Annotated in this window: 15 protein-coding genes and 1 pseudogene; 5 read left to right on the top strand and 11 right to left on the bottom strand. The window is 59.1% G+C overall.

What is annotated here, in order from left to right:
- The 3 genes from BN1189_RS16015 to BN1189_RS06380 form a co-directional block, all read right to left on the bottom strand.
- Positions 1 to 1,300 (bottom strand): hypothetical protein (locus tag BN1189_RS16015; RefSeq protein ID WP_040226623.1); only part of this gene is annotated, 1,300 nt, incomplete at its 3' end.
- Positions 1,300 to 1,482 carry a hypothetical protein gene (locus tag BN1189_RS15815; RefSeq protein ID WP_143242260.1) on the bottom strand — a complete coding sequence of 61 codons (183 nt, stop codon included), beginning with the start codon at positions 1,480 to 1,482 and terminating at the stop codon, positions 1,300 to 1,302. The genes BN1189_RS16015 and BN1189_RS15815, both read right to left, overlap by 1 nt.
- Positions 1,460 to 2,152 (bottom strand): response regulator transcription factor, encoded by a 693-nt coding sequence (locus BN1189_RS06380; RefSeq protein ID WP_040226622.1) that lies wholly within the window; start codon positions 2,150 to 2,152, stop codon positions 1,460 to 1,462. Before BN1189_RS06380 ends, BN1189_RS15815 begins: the two co-directional genes overlap by 23 nt.
- A 456-nt stretch (positions 2,153 to 2,608) precedes the next feature.
- On the opposite strand from BN1189_RS06380, the gene BN1189_RS16010 reads away from it, so the two are divergent.
- Positions 2,609 to 2,785, top strand: coding sequence for a hypothetical protein (locus tag BN1189_RS16010; protein WP_179860921.1), 177 nt, complete (start codon positions 2,609 to 2,611; stop codon positions 2,783 to 2,785).
- A 112-nt stretch (positions 2,786 to 2,897) separates the two neighbouring features.
- Here the strand turns inward: BN1189_RS16010 and BN1189_RS06375 are convergent.
- A pseudogene (locus BN1189_RS06375) lies at positions 2,898 to 3,098 on the bottom strand (response regulator); the annotation flags it as partial.
- Here BN1189_RS06375 and BN1189_RS16435 point away from each other — a divergent pair.
- Positions 3,018 to 3,197, top strand: coding sequence for a hypothetical protein (locus BN1189_RS16435; RefSeq protein ID WP_040226621.1), 180 nt, complete (start codon positions 3,018 to 3,020; stop codon positions 3,195 to 3,197). The pseudogene BN1189_RS06375 and the gene BN1189_RS16435 sit on opposite strands and share 81 nt — an antisense overlap.
- Before the next feature lie 423 nt (positions 3,198 to 3,620).
- Entirely contained in the window at positions 3,621 to 3,797 is a 177-nt protein-coding gene (locus BN1189_RS16005) for a hypothetical protein (protein WP_179860921.1), read from the top strand.
- A gap of 63 nt (positions 3,798 to 3,860) precedes the next feature.
- Here BN1189_RS16005 and BN1189_RS06370 read toward each other — a convergent pair whose 3' ends face one another.
- Complete coding sequence (locus tag BN1189_RS06370; RefSeq protein ID WP_052455682.1) at positions 3,861 to 4,790, bottom strand: EamA family transporter; 930 nt, start codon at positions 4,788 to 4,790, stop codon at positions 3,861 to 3,863.
- A 358-nt stretch (positions 4,791 to 5,148) separates the two neighbouring features.
- Between BN1189_RS06370 and BN1189_RS06365 the strand changes: the two genes are divergently transcribed.
- Positions 5,149 to 6,648, top strand: a complete 1,500-nt coding sequence (locus BN1189_RS06365) for a BCCT family transporter (protein WP_040226620.1) — start codon at positions 5,149 to 5,151, stop codon at positions 6,646 to 6,648.
- 173 nt (positions 6,649 to 6,821) lie between these two features.
- Here BN1189_RS06365 and BN1189_RS06360 read toward each other — a convergent pair whose 3' ends face one another.
- From BN1189_RS06360 to BN1189_RS06340, 5 genes are all read right to left on the bottom strand, one after another.
- On the bottom strand, positions 6,822 to 8,951 hold the full coding sequence (locus BN1189_RS06360) for an aconitate hydratase (protein WP_082194157.1): 2,130 nt from the start codon (positions 8,949 to 8,951) through the stop codon (positions 6,822 to 6,824).
- A gap of 97 nt (positions 8,952 to 9,048) precedes the next feature.
- Positions 9,049 to 9,420: a DUF2512 family protein gene (locus tag BN1189_RS06355; RefSeq protein WP_040226619.1), complete on the bottom strand. Its 372-nt coding sequence runs from the start codon at positions 9,418 to 9,420 to the stop codon at positions 9,049 to 9,051.
- A gap of 81 nt (positions 9,421 to 9,501) precedes the next feature.
- Entirely contained in the window at positions 9,502 to 10,563 is a 1,062-nt protein-coding gene (locus BN1189_RS06350; protein WP_040226618.1) for a copper resistance D family protein, read from the bottom strand.
- Positions 10,560 to 11,162: a copper resistance CopC family protein gene (locus BN1189_RS06345; RefSeq protein WP_143242259.1), complete on the bottom strand. Its 603-nt coding sequence runs from the start codon at positions 11,160 to 11,162 to the stop codon at positions 10,560 to 10,562. Before BN1189_RS06345 ends, BN1189_RS06350 begins: the two co-directional genes overlap by 4 nt.
- A 57-nt stretch (positions 11,163 to 11,219) precedes the next feature.
- The gene (locus tag BN1189_RS06340) at positions 11,220 to 11,792 is read right to left on the bottom strand and encodes a DeoR family transcriptional regulator (RefSeq protein WP_040226616.1); all 573 of its coding nucleotides are present in this window, start codon (positions 11,790 to 11,792) and stop codon (positions 11,220 to 11,222) included.
- 245 nt (positions 11,793 to 12,037) lie between these two features.
- On the opposite strand from BN1189_RS06340, the gene BN1189_RS06335 reads away from it, so the two are divergent.
- Positions 12,038 to 12,529: a QueT transporter family protein gene (locus tag BN1189_RS06335; protein ID WP_040226615.1), complete on the top strand. Its 492-nt coding sequence runs from the start codon at positions 12,038 to 12,040 to the stop codon at positions 12,527 to 12,529.
- A gap of 181 nt (positions 12,530 to 12,710) precedes the next feature.
- On the opposite strand, the gene BN1189_RS06330 is transcribed toward BN1189_RS06335, so the two are convergent.
- Entirely contained in the window at positions 12,711 to 13,700 is a 990-nt protein-coding gene (locus BN1189_RS06330) for an ABC transporter substrate-binding protein (protein ID WP_040226647.1), read from the bottom strand.
- Positions 13,701 to 13,714: the final 14 nt, after the last annotated feature.

The raw sequence follows: 13,714 nt of genomic DNA, 5'->3' as shown, positions 1-13,714 counted from the left end.
GCGCGGCCCCGCCGAATCCGACGCCGGCCAGGAAGACGACGGCCAGCAGGATGAGCACCTGCGTGCCGAGCTTCCGGTTCAGGAAGAAGTGCCGTGCATCCTCGGCCGCTTTGCGGATGTACGCCCCGTCGAGGTCGCGCTCGATCCGGCCCGGCTCGGTGAATCGCCGGTACAGGTTCACGGCCATGAAGACGAATGTTGCAAAGGCGAGAAGGTAAAGCAGCAACTGGAACTGGTAGAAGAGTTCGCCGAACCGGTAACCGATATTGGGATTGCTGACGAACGTCATGAACCGCGCCCTCAGTTCTTCGCTGCTCATCAGCCCGACGATCGCGGCGAGCCCTGCGCCCGCGACGGCAATGTCGATCGGCAGCCGGCCGAAGCGGGCGACGAGCGGGTTGTCCGTCCACGGCGCCGCCCGGAATTTGAAGACGGTGAGCGCCAGGACCGCGGCGAGCAGGCCGGCAATCCAGAGGATCGAGTAGGCGGTCCGTTCGGCCTTGAACTGCGCGTATCCCCAGGCGAGCGTGTCTTCGTTGTGGTAGACTCCGTCCCACACTCTCTGCGAGGCGTCTTTCAGCACGGAAGCCGGCACGGTGACGACTCCTTCGAATGTCCTTACTTCGTCGGGGATCATTCCGGCGACGTTCCCGCTGTAATCGAGGTCGTCCGCGAGCTGCGAGGCCCGCAAGTATCCGTTTTCCTTGTTGAAGTCCCACTGGTACACCGAGTTCTCGCCGACGCTGCCGCTCCGGTACGTTTTGCCGGTCTCGGTGTCGGTCAGTTCATAGGAGAACGGGCGAACAGTGTCCCTAAATGAATTCATATTTTCCTTGAGCTGGTACATGTATTGATCGATGTCTTTCGCTTTTTCGGCCCGGACTTTCTTGGCCACATGCTCATCGTCCGAGAAGTTTTGCCGGATGTCGTCCAGCTTCCCGTCGCGCTCCTCGGTCAGCGCGTTCTTCTCCTCGTCATTTTCCGCATTTGCAATCCGGTCTTCATATTGGATCCGGATCGAGTCCAGCTGGCTGTCCTGATCGCCGTATTCGAAGCGATGCGCGTCGATTTCATCCGGGGAGACCCGGATCTCTTCCTTCGCCTTTTCCGGATCGAGCGGGTTCAGGACATATGGCCCGATGTTGTCCATGAAGAACCGGGCGGACGACTTGAACTCCTCCGTCTCGGTGTACTCTTTCCCGATGATCCGCGGCCCGGTCTCAATCAGCGTCATCAGCGCGAACAGGCTGAACGCGGCGAGCAGCACCCAGACCGCCTGGATCCATTTCCCCTTTTTCATCAGAGGGCACTTCCTTTCATTATGAGCCGGAGCCGGGCGATCGTCTCGCCCGCATTGATGCCGCGGCGGTCAAAAAAATCTGCGATGAAACCCGAGCAATAAACGATGCTTGCGGCTGCCAGGACGATCGCGATGACCGACAGCACGGTCCACAGCCGGTCACTTCTCGATTTTGTAGCCAATGCCCCACACCACCTTCAGATACCGGGGATTTTTCGGGTCGGCTTCGATTTTCTCACGGATTTTCCGGATATGGACGGCGACGATGTTGTCGGCGTTGTACGCTTCCTCGTTCCACACCCGTTCGTAGATTTCATTGATGGAGAAAACCCGGCCGGCGTTCTGCATGAGGAGCTCCGTGATGCGGAATTCGATCGGCGTGAGCTTCACCGGCTCTCCGTCGACCGTGAGGCTTTTCGATTCCGGGTCGAGTTCGAGCCCGCCGACCTGGATGTTCCCGCTTCCGGCTCCGTAAGTGCCGAGCGTGACGTATCGGCGGAGCTGCGATTTCACGCGGGCGATCAGTTCCATCGGATGGAACGGCTTCGTCACGTAGTCGTCTGCGCCGACGGAGAGTCCGTGGATCTTGTCGGTCTCCTCCGACTTCGCGCTCAGCATGATGATCGGGATGTTGCGGGAATTCCGGATGCGGAACGTCGCCTGGATCCCGTCCATGTTCGGCATCATGATGTCGAGGATGATCAGGTGGACCTCCTCACGCTCCAGCAGCTCGAGCGCCTCGCGTCCGTCACCCGCCTTCAGCACCCGGTAGCCCTCATTTTTCAAATAGATCTCGATTCCGTCGCGGATCTCCAGGTCGTCGTCCACGACCAGCACCGTCAGCCGTTCCATCGCATACCGCCCCTTTCACTGCTTTTATTGTAACGCGCAATCCTGAAGAAAAAATGAGGGGAAAGATGAAGAAATTCTTAAGAAGCGGGGGGGAGCTTGTCTTGATCGGGGCGAGTATCAACTTTAGGGCGGCCAGTGTCAACTTCCGCAGGGTGGGTGTGAACTTCTGCAAATCGGGTTTGAACTTTCACCGGGCGAGTGTCAACTTGCGGAAACGGCCGGGAAATTCACTTCCGGGCCCGCTGCGTTGACACTCGGGGCCTCTCCGATCACACTCGAGGCCTGCCCGATGACACTCGCCCCGCTTGCGCTAACACTCGGAGTCCTTCCGATGACACTCACAATTTGCCTTCATACAGTGGCCATCGTGGTGGTGCACTCGAAGCTTGCGCCGCTCGTCCACGGGCGCGTCTGATTTCTTCCCTTTTAACACATACTGTCCCCGAGGTGATGAAAATGAAGGAGAAGAAAAAGGATAACCGGAAGCCCGGGAGCACGAAGGACCGGGAGGAGTATGGATACGGGTATGACATCAGTGTCGATGACCTCGGCGTGATCGGGCAGAATGAGGCGGCGAAGAAGCAGAACCGCAGCGGCGGACGGGACGGCGAAGGCGGGGACAAGCGGCGCTGACCGGATCGGTTGCCGCCCAAAGTGAGCGAGCGGCTGCATCTGGGCAGCCGCTCGTTTTCCTTTCTATTGATCCACTTCCCCTTCTTCGCGCCTCAGCCCTTGCCGGAGCCGCTCGATCTCGAGTTCTTCTTTTGACTTNCAGCATGATGATCGGGATGTTGCGGGAATTCCGGATGCGGAACGTCGCCTGGATCCCGTCCATGTTCGGCATCATGATGTCGAGGATGATCAGGTGGACCTCCTCACGCTCCAGCAGCTCGAGCGCCTCGCGTCCGTCACCCGCCTTCAGCACCCGGTAGCCCTCATTTTTCAAATAGATCTCGATTCCGTCGCGGATCTCCAGGTCGTCGTCCACGACCAGCACCGTCAGCCGTTCCATCGCATACCGCCCCTTTCACTGCTTTTATTGTAACGCGCAATCCTGAAGAAAAAATGAGGGGAAAGATGAAGAAATTCTTAAGAAGCGGGGGGGAGCTTGTCTTGATCGGGGCGAGTATCAACTTTAGGGCGGCCAGTGTCAACTTCCGCAGGGTGGGTGTGAACTTCTGCAAATCGGGTTTGAACTTTCACCGGGCGAGTGTCAACTTGCGGAAACGGCCGGGAAATTCACTTCCGGGCCCGCTGCGTTGACACTCGGGGCCTCTCCGATCACACTCGAGGCCTGCCCGATGACACTCGCCCCGCTTGCGCTAACACTCGGAGTCCTTCCGATGACACTCACAATTTGCCTTCATACAGTGGCCATCGTGGTGGTGCACTCGAAGCTTGCGCCGCTCGTCCACGGGCGCGTCTGATTTCTTCCCTTTTAACACATACTGTCCCCGAGGTGATGAAAATGAAGGAGAAGAAAAAGGATAACCGGAAGCCCGGGAGCACGAAGGACCGGGAGGAGTATGGATACGGGTATGACATCAGTGTCGATGACCTCGGCGTGATCGGGCAGAATGAGGCGGCGAAGAAGCAGAACCGCAGCGGCGGACGGGACGGCGAAGGCGGGGACAAGCGGCGCTGACCGGATCGGTTGCCGCCCAAAGTGAGCGAGCGGCTGCATCTGGGCAGCCGCTCGTTTTCCTTTCTATTGATCCACTTCCCCTTCTTCGCGCCTCAGCCCTTGCCGGAGCCGCTCGATCTCGAGTTCTTCTTTTGACTTCGACCGGTTGCCGAACGCGAGGACGACCAGGCCGGCGAGGATGAGGCCGACGCCCGTCCAGGCGAAGAAGCCGAGCCTCTCGCCGACGATGAGCACGCCGAGGACGGCGGCGGTGAGCGGTTCGGCGAGCGCGAGGGTGACCGCGGTCGAGGCGGGCAGTGACTTGAGCCCAGAGGAATAAAGGAAGTAAGCCACGGCGGTCGCGGCCACGGCGATGTACAGGACGACCGAAACGCCTTCGGTGCTCATTACGCCGTCAAGCGGGTAAATGAACAGCACCGGCGAGAGCAGCAGCGCGCTCAGCGTGAAGACGACTCCGACGGCCGCCGACGGTTCGGCGGATTCGAGCACGGTTTTGCTCGTCATGGAGTAGATCGCGAACGTGAGTCCCGCGCCGAGCGCAAGCCCGACGCCCGACGGATTGACCGACACCTCGTCGCCGGTCAGAAGCAGCAGGGCACAGCCGGCAATCGCGAGTGCCGTCGCAGCCATCCACTTTTTCGACGGGCGCCGCTTCAGCAGGACCCAGTCGAGCAGTCCCGCGAAAACCGGCGCGCTGCCGATGCCGGTGACCGTCCCGACCGCCACGCCCGTGAGGCGGACCGAGCCGAAGAAGAACGGCTGAAACGCGGCCATGGCAATCGCCGCAACGATTGCGGGGCCCCACGCCCACCCGCGGAAATTGATCTGCCGCATCGAAGCGGCGGCAAGAAGAAGCACGAGGCCGCCCCCCGCAAGACGGAGCGCTCCGACAGTCATCGGATGCACGCTTTCAGGCAGATAAGACTGGGCCGTCCCGGTCGTCCCCCAAAGAATCGCACCGAACAGCACCATGATGAACGGCAATACATTCATGCTCCCACTCCTTGGACGAAGTTTCAGACTCTTTCCCCGACTATAGCACAATTTGGGTGCCGGCAGCCCGGAATTTCCGGCGGCCCGCCGGTTTTGTCGGGGAAATGAGGCGAGTGTGAACGGAGCGGGGGTGAGTGTAATCGGAGGGCAGGTGAGTGTAATCGGAACAGGGCCGAGTGTAAGCGGAGGACGGTCGAGTGAAATCGGAGCGGGAGCGGGTGCAATCGCATCGATAAAATCCCCAATATATTGTGTGAGCCCATCAGTTTTTAATCCGGTTATCGTTTGCAAACGATTTCTATCTTTGGTAAGGTGGAAAACTGTGTACCAAACCCATTACATCCTATCAGGGGGAATCATGAGAAAAGTCTCAAACGTTTTCTATATCACCGTCGCGCTCATCGCGCTCACCGTCGCATTCGGGGTCATTTCACCGACACGGTTTGAAACGGTGACCAACAACCTCAAGTCGTTTGTATCGACCACGTTCGGCTGGTACTATTTGCTGCTGTTCGCCATCTTCCTCGTCCTGGCGCTGATCATCGCCATCAGCCCTTACGGCAAAATCCGGCTCGGCAAAGACACCGACCGTCCGGACTTCTCGACCGCCACTTGGATCTCGATGCTGTTTTCGGCCGGGATGGGGATCGGGCTCGTCTTCTACGGCGCTTCCGAACCGCTGTCCCACTACGTTCTCGACCCGCCGACCGGCGAGCCCGGCTCCGGCTTCGCCCTGAAGGAAGGGCTGACGTATTCCTACCTGCACTGGGGAGCGCCGATCTGGGCCATGTACGGGATCACCGCACTGGCACTCGCCTTCTTCCAGTTCCGCAAAGGGGAACCGGGGTTAATCTCTGCAACACTGAAGCCGATTTTCGGCAACCGCATGAATGGACCGCTCGGTGTTCTCATCGATGTGCTGGCGGTGTTCGCCACCGCATTCGGAGTCGCCACTTCGCTCGGTTTCGGTGCTGTCCAGATTAACGGCGGCTTGAACCACCTGTTCGGCATGGAGATCGGCTTCACGTCGCAGTTCATCATCATTGCGGTCGTGACTGTGCTGTTCATCTTCTCGGCCTGGTCGGGTCTCAGCAAAGGCATCAAGTACTTGTCGAACACGAATATGGTGCTCGCGCTCATCCTGCTCGCCGCGATCCTGATCGTCGGTCCGACGCTGCTCATCCTGAACCTGTACACCGAGACGCTCGGCATGTACTTGCAGAACATCCTCCAGATGAGCTTCCGCACGGCGCCGCTCGCAAGCGACAACCGCGGATTCGTCGATGGCTGGACGATCTTCTACTGGGCCTGGTGGATCTCGTGGGCGCCGTTCGTCGGCATGTTCATCGCCCGGGTCTCCCGCGGCCGGACCATCCGCGAATTCCTGCTCGGCGTCGTCATCATCCCGACCCTGTTCGCCTCGTTCTGGTTTGCGGCATTCGGCACGACGGCCGCGAGCGTGCAGGATTCCGGCATCGACTTGAGCGGCTTCGCAACGGAACTGGTCCTCTTCAACATGTTCGACCAGCTCCCGCTCTCGATCATCTTGTCGGTCATTGCAATTTTGCTCATCGGCTCTTTCTTCATCACATCCGCGGACTCCGCGACATTCGTCCTCGGCATGCAGTCGATGCACGGATCGCTCACCCCGTCGAACAACATCAAGCTCATCTGGGGCGTGGCCCAGTCCACGATCGCCATCCTGCTGCTGTACGTCGGCGGCCTCCAGGCGATCCAGAACACGATCATCATCGCGGCGCTGCCGTTCTCCTTCGTCATGATTCTCATGACCATCTCGCTCATGAAGGCGCTGAAAGACGAACGGCAGCTGATCGAAACCCGGTCCCGGGGGAAATAAAAGAAGCTGGGACGGGCGAGACGAGCGAATCCCTTTCTCTGCGAGTGAGCCGCTTTCTCCCGCGAGTGAGCCGCTTTCCTGTCCGAGTGAGCCGCTTTCACCCGTGAGTGAGCCGCTTTCCGCATAAAACCGCCCGCTTCCTTCAATTCAGAAGGGAGCGGGCGGTTTTTGATTTAGTCCAGGATCCGTTTTGTCCGGTCGACGTCGGCGACACGGACTTCTTCCTGGCCGCCGGTGACGTAGCCGGTGCCGTTGCAGACCGTGCAGGCGTACTGCCAGCCTTCTTCATCGGCCTGCTTGCCGGTGCCGTGGCAGGCTTCGCAAACCCGTTTGCCGTCTTTCACTTCTTCTCCTGCGTGTTCGTTATTTTTCTTCACCCAGTTGATGAGCCCCCCTTCGATCATGATTTCAACTTGGCGGGACGAGAGGGCGTGCTGAACCGGGATCTGGCGGTTGCTGTTCTTGACTGAGATCATGAACTCGCTGGAATTCCGGATGTTCTCTTTCAGGTTCTCCAGCACGAGGATGTCTCCCTGCTGGAGAAGATCGTAGTCCTCGGGATTCGCGAAGGTGAGCGGCAGGATGCCGAAGTTCACGAGGTTCTGCCAGTGGATCCGGGCGAAGTCCTTGGCGAGCGCCACCCGGAGTCCGAGAGATCTCGGCGCGAGTGCGGCGTGTTCCCGGCTCGAGCCCTGGCCGTAGTTGTAGCCGGCCACAATGGCATGCCCCCCGGCGCCGCGCTGTTCCATCGCCCGCTTGTAATAAGAGCGGTCGACGATTTCGAACGCGAACTTGCTGATCTCCGGCAGGTTGCTCCGGTACGGCAGGACGCGCGCGCCGCCGGCAAGGATTTCGTCGGTGGAGATGTTGTCTTTCATTTTCAGGAGGACCGGCACTTCCATCTTGTCGTGGAGCGGGTCCATATCCGGGATCGAAGCGATGTTCGGGCCTTTGTACAGTTCGACCTTCTTCGCCTCTTCATACGGGAGCGGCGCATCTAAAAGCTGAACGTCGATCGTCGGCTCTTCCGGATCGTGTTCGCGCGGATACGGCATGTCGAGCGTCCGCGGGTCGGTGATCGCGCCGGCAAGCGCAGACGCCGCCGCCGTTTCCGGGGAGCAGAGGAAGACGCTGTCCTCGAGCGTTCCCGAACGTCCCGGGAAGTTTCGCGGCGTCGTCCGGAGGCTGTTCCGGCCGGTCGCCGGCGCCTGTCCCATGCCGATGCAGCCATTGCAGCCCGCCTGGTGAAGCCGTCCGCCGGCAGTGAGCAGGCTGGCGACATGGCCTTCCTTCACGAGGTCGGTCAGGAGCTGGCGGGAAGTCGGGTTGATGTCAAACGATACTTCATCCGGCACCCGCTTGCCTTCGACGATCTTGGCCGCAACAGCGAAGTCCCGGTAGCCCGGGTTTGCCGAGGATCCGATGTAGGACTGGTAAATCGGCTCTCCCGCCACTTCGCGCACCGGGACGACATTGCCCGGGCTGGACGGCTTCGCGATGAGCGGCTCGAGTTCTGACAGGTTGATCTCTTCATGCAGGTCGTACTCGGCCCCCTCATCCGCCAGCAGCTCGGTCCAGTCTTCTTCGCGGCCCTGGGTTTTCAGGAAATGACGGATCTCCTCGTCGGACGGGAAAACGGTCGTCGTCGCCCCGAGCTCCGCCCCCATGTTGGCGATGACGTGGCGGTCCATCGCACTCAAGTTTTTGAGCCCCGGACCGTAGTACTCGATGATCTTGCCGACTCCGCCTTTGACGTCATGGCGGCGGAGCATTTCAAGGATGACGTCCTTCGCGCTCACCCAGTCCGGCAGCTCTCCTGTCAGGTAAACTCCCCAAACCTGGGGCATCTTGATGTAGATCGGCTCCCCGGCGATCGCCATGGCGACGTCGATTCCGCCGGCGCCCATCGCGAGCATCCCCATCGAGCCGTTTGCGCACGTATGGGAGTCCGAACCGAGGAGCGTCTTTCCCGGAGCGGCCAGCCGCTGCATATGGACCGGGTGGCTGACCCCGTTCCCCGGACGGCTGTAATACAATCCGAACCGCCGGGTCGCACTTTGCAGGAACAGGTGATCATCGGCGTTCTTGTTGTCGACCTGGATGACGTTGTGGTCGACATACTGTGCCGATGCTTCGGTCTGCGCCCGGTCGATCCCCATCGCTTCGAGCTCCAGCATGACCATCGTGCCGGTCGCATCCTGGGTGAGCGTCTGGTCGATCTTCAGGCCGATTTCGCTTCCGGGCACCATCTCTCCGGAAAGCAGGTGGGATTGGATCAGTTTCTGGGTCACGTTCATTTTCATCCGCTGTTCCTCCTTCTCGTTTTCCTGCCTGAGCCGGCGGACGGGCCGCCGGACGGCAAATAAAAAACCCCGGTTGTCCGGGGCTCTGAAGCTTCGATCAGACGTGAGCGTTGGCGAATTGCGTCTTCAGCAACCAAGTATGGTAGAAGAATTCACCAACCGTGACGATGGCGCCTGTCAAGAGTGCCGCTCCCCACATATCGTTATAGCCGAGCAGTTCAAGACCGCCCCAGATGATAAGAAATCCGAGAACCAAGTCGCTGACAGTCGCGGTCATGTTGCCCATCTTCGGCAGAACCATCAGGTCGCCGAGCACATAAGAAAGGAGCCAGAGTCCTGCAGCGATCAATGTCGAGTCCAGGAATGAGACGTCATTGAACAGGGTCAGCATAATCCAGACGACCGGAAAGACGAGCGCCGCTTTGATCATGAGCGCTTTTCCGTGGTGAACGTGAGCTGCGTCATCCATATGATCTCCTCCTCTCAACCCTTTCTGTTCTACTTGTAAATTACCCCAAGCAAGCCAATTGAAACGTGGGGAAAGATGGATTTAGAAAGAAGTGACAAACATGAGCCCCAGATAAGCGGCCGCAATGAAGCCGATCCCCGCGGCCGCACCCGTCCAGCCGGGCAGCGATTTCCGCTCGGCGACAGGCAGCAGGACGAGGAAAAGAAAAGCGATCGCCAGCGCCGCCAGTCCGTTGAAATCCGGCGTGAAATGCGCGGTGACCGGCGTTTCGACCGAGCCGATCAGCTTTTCCGTAAGCGGAGCCTGGCCTTCCGTTGCGAATGTTTTATCAAGATTATGGGGCGGGGCGAGCTTGCTCATGAATGAAGTGAACAGCAGCACGAGTCCGAGCAGGAGGCTCTCCACCTTCAGCCAATGGGCGGGCGGGTCGTCTTTCCGGGCAAGAAAGCCGTTGATCGCCGCTGCGGCGAGGAGCGGGATGATGCCGAGGTGCTTCAGGAGCAGCATCTGACCGTACGGAAGGACCCAGGAAGCGGCGTAGTCCGTCAATTTCATGGCAAGGAGCATGAGGACGATCCCCGTGCCGATGATGACGGCCATCAATCCCGCGGCAAGAGGCGTGAACCATTTCAGAAATCCTCGCCAGTCCGGCACTGCTCCCGGCTTCCATGCGATCCGGAGCACGATGCCCGCCCACACCGAGAGCGCGGTCAAATGGACGGCATGGGCAAGGAACCCGGTCGTCTCGTCGATCGTCGCCGAGTGGCTCCCGTAGGCGACGGCGACGAATGCTCCGGCGATCAGTACGGCCTGGATCCAGCGGCTTGCCCCGAACAGGAAAGCCACGATAAGGAGAATCGCCACGGCCGAAAGGATCAGGAAACTGTGCCCGGCCCGGAAGCCCGTCGAAATATCAACAAAAGCCCGCAGCCGCCGGCCCTCCGGAGAAAGGAGGATAGCCAGCTGGACAACGGGCGCAGCAGCAAAGATCGGGATGGCCGCAGAAAGCACCGCCGAGACGGCCGGAGGAAAAGCCGCTTCCCGCCCCTGGCCGGCAGGGGCGAACCGGAGAGCGACGCCGCCGGCAATCAAGGCCATGACAAGATAAAGAAGGAAATCAGAAAGGGCCGTGTAGGTGGTCATTTCTTCCTGCGCACAGCCATGAAGATGATCGCCAGCAGAACGATCGCTGCCACGATGAGACCGACCGTCAGGAGAGTGTTCCCGCCTTCATCCTGATTCTCATCCTGGTTCTCGCCTTCCTGCATTGAATCGGCCTGGCCTTCATCGACCGCTTTGTCCACCATCTCGTCTCCGTCTTCGTTGTCCATCGGATCCTCTTCGTCTTCTGGCGCGGCTTCTTCCTGGTCGGCTTCTGCCTGTGCGTCTGCAGAATCGCCGCCGGCTGCGACAAAGTGGATTTCCCCGTCGATCGGGTGGCCGTCCTCACTGACGACATTCCATCCGACCGTCCAGTCCCCGTCCGGAAGCGGCTCCGCCAGCATTCCGGTCATCGTATCTCCGTCGACCCGGATGTCTTCAAATTCTTGTTCCCCGCCGGGACCGGTCAATGTCATCTTGCTTCCCGACTCGACGCCTGCAGAGAACTTCAGTGTCACGTTTTGAATCGGTTCCGTCACCGTCGCCCCGTCTTCCGGATCGGACGTCTCCATATTGGAGTGCGCCATTGCCGCCGTCGGGACGGCGAATGTAAGAATGATTGCCAATAGCCATTTTTTCATCAATGATCCCTGCCCTTCGGTCCATGTTGGTATTAGTTTGTTCTGAAATCGTCCGCTTCATCCGTGGCAGCCCGTTCCGTCCATCCGCTCCTGGATCGCCGGGATGGCTTCTTCGAACGAGAACAGCTTTCCGCCGAATCCAGTGCGGAACCGCTCCGCCTCTTTCCGGGAAGCGAATACGAAAACCTGCGGCTCGCAGCAGTTCAACCGGACGTCCGGGTCAATGAGGAACGAGGCCATCCTCCCGCCGATCGTTGCATCGGTCAGATAATCCCGGCAGATGATCTGCGCCACCTCATCGGCGATCGCCCCGTAGCGAAGCAGGCCGCAGTGCGCACAGCACGCCTGCTCCACCCCGTGGTCGATCCGGATGAGCTGGACGGCAAATCGCGTGTTCGTCCCCTTGCCGCAATACACGCAGTGATCGGGCTGGACAGCCGGGCGAGGTTCTTTCGCCTGCGCGAGTCCTTTTGATGTCCGGATGAGCTTCCCCTGCTCGGCGAGCGGCTGAATATCCCGGTAAACGGTCATTTCCGACACACCGAGCCGCCTGCTCGCCTCCGATACTTTGAGTGTGCCCTCTTCTTTCAGCCACGTGAGGATCTGTTGCTGCCTTTCAACCGGTAACATGCTCCTTCCCTCCTCCCCAAAGATATGTAGTGTCAACTCCCATCGTAAGCCAATCCATCTTTGCGGGCAAGACCGTTTTGTGGTTAATTGTTAAGAATTGATGGATATTCACATAAGGAGAGGGAAGTTAACTTCATCCTACCCTGTTGACCCGCCGCCCAACCTGTAATAATATTGAAGTTCGGGCTTTTTACCCGCGCGGTTCGCAACCATCCCGCGAAATCAAAACTAGGGAGAGATACGGAATGAAAATCAAAACGATGGCAATCAACGCCGTCATTGCCGCTTTATACTTGGCTGTCACTGCGCTCATCGCGCCGTTCGGCTTCACGAACATCCAGTTCCGCGTCTCGGAAGTGTTCAACCACCTTGTCGTATTTAATAAGAAGTACATCATCGGCGTCGTGCTCGGCGTGTTCATCTCGAACCTCCTCCTGTCGACGCTCGGCTGGTACGACCTTACATTCGGCGTGGCTCATTCGCTCATTTCCCTGACGATCACCATCGTCGCCTGCACGTTCATCAAAGGGACAATCCAAAGGATGATCGCCAACACCCTTATCTTCACCTTCACGATGTTCATCATCGCAATCGAGCTCAAACTCGCCCTCGGCCTGCCGTTCTGGTTCGGATGGATGACCCTCGCCGTCAGCGAATTCATCGTCATGGCGATCGGCATCCCGATCATGCACGCCCTCGGCAAGCGGATCGACTTCAGGCGGTTGATTGAGGATTGAGCCGGGCGACGGTGCGTTTCGGGCAGCGGCCGTCGCTTTCTTAACATTCGCGGCGGTTTGCTTAACATTCAGAGCCGTTTGCTTAACATTCAGCTCGATTTGCTTAACATTCACGGCCTGTTGCTTAACATTCGCAGAAAAAAGCGGTGCTTCCCATCAAAAGGAGGCACCGCTTTTTTGTTTATTCCCCGTCCGCCACAAGTCCGTCGAACGACGGGTCTTCTTTTAGGAATTCGAGTTCGTGGGAGGATGTTCCGAATTCCTTGAGGACGGCTTCATTGACGTCGGTCGTGTAGGTCACCCGGCTCATCGCTTGGGCGACGATGTTTTTGTCCATTTCCTGGTGGGTGAGGTCTTTGATCGCGTGGATGGCGATTTTCTGTGCTTTGTCAGGGTTTTCATTAATGAAGTCGACCGCTTTTTTGTGGGCGTCCAGCAGATGGGCGGTGAGTTCCGGCTGTTTTTCCGCGAACTGGCCGTTTGCGACGAGGACGGTGTTCGGGAGTGTCTGGCCGTAGGCGATGTCGTCGGAGCTGATGATCACTTTGGCGCCCTGATCGACGAGGATCGATGCCCACGGTTCCGGAACGGCGGCGAGATCCACTTTCCCCGACTCGAACATCGACGGGTACGAGGCCGGGTTGCCGGTCACGTGGTTGAGCGAGCCGCCGATGCGGGAAGAGGCGAGTTGGTCATTGCCGAGCTGCTGCAGGTAGGTTTCGAACTGGACGTCATGCGTGCAGCCGATGCCCGGCGTGATGAATGTTTTCCCTTCCATGTCCTCGACTGTCCGGATGCCGCTTTTTTCGCTTGCCACGACGACCGTGCCGCCGGAAGATGCACCGGCAAGGATTTTCACGTCCGCCCCGTTCGTGAAGTTGTTCAGGACCGGACCGGGACCGACGAGGCCCGCGTCGAGTTCCCCGGCTTTCAGTGCGGCCATGAACGTGCCGCCGTCCGGGAATGTGATGTATTCGATATCGGTATTTTTTCCGAGCGCTTCTTCGTAATAGCCGTTTTCCCTGGCGACCATCGCCGGGGCATGGTCGATGTTCGGGAAGTACCCGATGACCACTTTTTCTCTTTCCCCGTTCTGCGCCGCGCCGCTTCCGCAAGCGGCGAGCAAGGCCAATGTTCCGAGCAGCATTGCAGCCAACCACCATTTTTTCATATCTTCCATCCCCT

The organism is Bhargavaea cecembensis (genome assembly GCF_000826125.2).
Taxonomy (GTDB): Bacteria; Bacillota; Bacilli; order Bacillales_A; family Planococcaceae; genus Bhargavaea; species Bhargavaea cecembensis_B.
The sequence above is the reverse complement of the archived record's forward strand: the minus strand, read 5'-3'. Positions and strand labels throughout refer to the sequence as shown.

What these genes read in the sequence shown, in the direction of transcription:
- BN1189_RS06330 (WP_040226647.1), bottom strand. Translation starts at nt 13,700, where the DNA reads ATGAAAAAATGGTGGTTGGCTGCAATGCTGCTCGGAACATTGGCCTTG.
- BN1189_RS06380 (WP_040226622.1), bottom strand. Translation starts at nt 2,152, where the DNA reads ATGGAACGGCTGACGGTGCTGGTCGTGGACGACGACCTGGAGATCCGC.
- BN1189_RS06340 (WP_040226616.1), bottom strand. Translation starts at nt 11,792, where the DNA reads ATGTTACCGGTTGAAAGGCAGCAACAGATCCTCACGTGGCTGAAAGAA.
- BN1189_RS06360 (WP_082194157.1), bottom strand. Translation starts at nt 8,951, where the DNA reads ATGAAAATGAACGTGACCCAGAAACTGATCCAATCCCACCTGCTTTCC.
- BN1189_RS16010 (WP_179860921.1), top strand. Translation starts at nt 2,609, where the DNA reads ATGAAGGAGAAGAAAAAGGATAACCGGAAGCCCGGGAGCACGAAGGAC.
- BN1189_RS06335 (WP_040226615.1), top strand. Translation starts at nt 12,038, where the DNA reads ATGAAAATCAAAACGATGGCAATCAACGCCGTCATTGCCGCTTTATAC.
- BN1189_RS16005 (WP_179860921.1), top strand. Translation starts at nt 3,621, where the DNA reads ATGAAGGAGAAGAAAAAGGATAACCGGAAGCCCGGGAGCACGAAGGAC.
- BN1189_RS06345 (WP_143242259.1), bottom strand. Translation starts at nt 11,162, where the DNA reads ATGAAAAAATGGCTATTGGCAATCATTCTTACATTCGCCGTCCCGACG.
- BN1189_RS06355 (WP_040226619.1), bottom strand. Translation starts at nt 9,420, where the DNA reads ATGGATGACGCAGCTCACGTTCACCACGGAAAAGCGCTCATGATCAAA.
- BN1189_RS06365 (WP_040226620.1), top strand. Translation starts at nt 5,149, where the DNA reads ATGAGAAAAGTCTCAAACGTTTTCTATATCACCGTCGCGCTCATCGCG.
- BN1189_RS06370 (WP_052455682.1), bottom strand. Translation starts at nt 4,790, where the DNA reads ATGAATGTATTGCCGTTCATCATGGTGCTGTTCGGTGCGATTCTTTGG.
- BN1189_RS06350 (WP_040226618.1), bottom strand. Translation starts at nt 10,563, where the DNA reads ATGACCACCTACACGGCCCTTTCTGATTTCCTTCTTTATCTTGTCATG.